This window comes from Pseudomonas sp. 05N434 (genome assembly GCF_056396965.1).
This window is the reverse complement of the sequence record NZ_JBFTMK010001167.1, coordinates 1-411: the sequence shown is the minus strand read 5'-3', so window position 1 is coordinate 411 and position 411 is coordinate 1. Positions and strand designations below refer to the sequence as shown.

The following is a 411-nucleotide window of genomic DNA, read 5'->3' as shown; positions in this document are numbered from 1 at the left end:
GGCCGGGATGATGCCGTCCCAATCGGAGGTGACCACGGTGCACTCGACTTTCATCTTGGCGCACAAGGCGTCGCCGATGTCTTTGTCGAAGCCGACGACATTGCCACTGGCATCTTTATTGTTGAACGGCGGGTAGGCCGCTTCGATGCCCATCTTCAAGGTCTCGGCGGCGGCACCGGCGCTGAAGGCCAGGGTGACGGCCGCAGCCAGGAAGATCTTTTTGAAGTTCTGCATGCGGGTAGCTCCGTTAGCGGTTGCTGGACATGAATTGTTTGCAGCGCGCCGAAAGCGGGTTTTCGAACACCTGCTGCGGCGATCCTTGTTCTTCTACCAAGCCTTGGTGGAGGAACACCACTTCGCTGGAAACCTGACGGGCGAAGCCCATTTCATGGGTCACGAGCAGCATGGTGC

The 411-nt window shown here is 58.9% G+C and carries 1 protein-coding gene and 1 pseudogene; both read right to left on the bottom strand.

Translation table 11 applies throughout. The features are described 5' to 3' along the window. Positions 1-234, bottom strand: a 234-nt coding sequence (locus AC1DLB_RS32270; protein WP_477786568.1) for a transporter substrate-binding domain-containing protein, incomplete at its 3' end; no start/stop codon positions are given. A 13-nt stretch (positions 235-247) separates the two neighbouring features. Then, positions 248-411: pseudogene (locus AC1DLB_RS32265) on the bottom strand (ATP-binding protein); the annotation flags it as partial.